This is a genomic window from Mesorhizobium sp. M7A.F.Ca.US.005.03.2.1, assembly GCF_003997795.1.
Taxonomy (GTDB): Bacteria; Pseudomonadota; Alphaproteobacteria; order Rhizobiales; family Rhizobiaceae; genus Mesorhizobium; species Mesorhizobium ciceri.
Genome location: NZ_RZRP01001321.1, coordinates 1 through 1,065, shown reverse-complemented (window position 1 = coordinate 1,065; position 1,065 = coordinate 1). Strand labels below are relative to the sequence as shown.

Sequence of the window (1,065 nt, the reverse complement as noted above, 5' to 3'; positions counted from 1 at the left end):
CGACTGTTCGACGATGGCGAGGCCAGCGCCGGTGCCCTCGAATTCCTTGACGTTGACCTTGACGCCATTGGCCTCCTCGAAGGGCTGCAGCAGCGCCGGATCGGCATGATCGCACCAGATCAGCGCGTTGAGGTCGGCGGCCTGGACAGCGCTGCCGGCTGCGAGCAACAGCGCCGCGGCCGCGCACGCAGCATGCAGATGGCTCTTCAACAGGGAAAGCGAATTCATGCTCTTGGAATGTGCGGACATCGAGTGTTCTCCCTTGCCTTTGTGGCTTCTTGCAAAAAATTGAACCAATTCTAAAATTGAGTCAATTCTGTTTTTGTGGCAAGAGGCTGGAATGAGCGGATTGCGGGCAAGGCAAAAGGCGGACCGGCACAGGCGCATCATCGAAGCGGCGGCGGAACTGTTTCGAGAGGCCGGCTATGAGGGCGCCAAGATAGAGGCGATCGCCACGCAGGCCGAGGTCTCGGTCGGCACCATCTACAATTACTACGAGAACAAGGGCGACATCCTCGGCGCCATCGTCTCGCTGGAGGTCAACGAGGTGCTGAATGCCGGGCAGGGCGTCGTCGCCAGGCCGCCGGCCAATGTCGGCGATGCGCTGGATACGCTGATCGGCATCTACATCGAGCACTCGCTGCACTATCTCAGCAAGGAGATGTGGCGGCAGGCAATGGCGATCTCGACGCAACTGCCCGACAGCCCGTTCGGCCAGGCCTACACCGCGCTCGACCGCGCGCTGACCGAACAGATCCGCGCCCTGATCGCCCGCCTGCAGGCGCTCGGCCTGGTGCGGCAGGACATCGACGGAGCAGCGCTCGGCGAACTGATCTTCAACAACATGAACATGATGTTCATCGAATTCGTGAAGCGCGACGCGGCGAAAATACCGGAGCTGCGCGCGGCGATCCGAAGGCAGAACCGGATTTTGGTGGCGGCGATCGGGGTGTGAAGGAGTCAGGAGCAGACAGGAGAAATCGTCGGTTCGACATAACTTCATTCACACGAGGGCTCGCCTCTTGAGTTGAATCTAAAACCTTGTACAACTTAAAGGGGCATAAA

Annotated in this window: 1 protein-coding gene and 1 pseudogene; one reads left to right on the top strand and one right to left on the bottom strand. The window is 59.9% G+C overall.

Annotated elements, in window-relative coordinates; all coding sequences use genetic code 11:
* A pseudogene (locus EN991_RS37430) lies at positions 1 to 249 on the bottom strand (spermidine/putrescine ABC transporter substrate-binding protein); the annotation flags it as partial.
* A 91-nt stretch (positions 250 to 340) separates the two neighbouring features.
* Between EN991_RS37430 and EN991_RS37425 the strand changes: the two are divergent.
* Positions 341 to 955: a TetR/AcrR family transcriptional regulator gene (locus tag EN991_RS37425; RefSeq protein ID WP_013531384.1), complete on the top strand. Its 615-nt coding sequence runs from the start codon at positions 341 to 343 to the stop codon at positions 953 to 955.
* Positions 956 to 1,065: the final 110 nt, after the last annotated feature.

Coding starts and splice junctions, on each gene's coding strand:
- EN991_RS37425 (WP_013531384.1), top strand. CDS start 341: ATGAGCGGATTGCGGGCAAGGCAAAAGGCGGACCGGCACAGGCGCATC.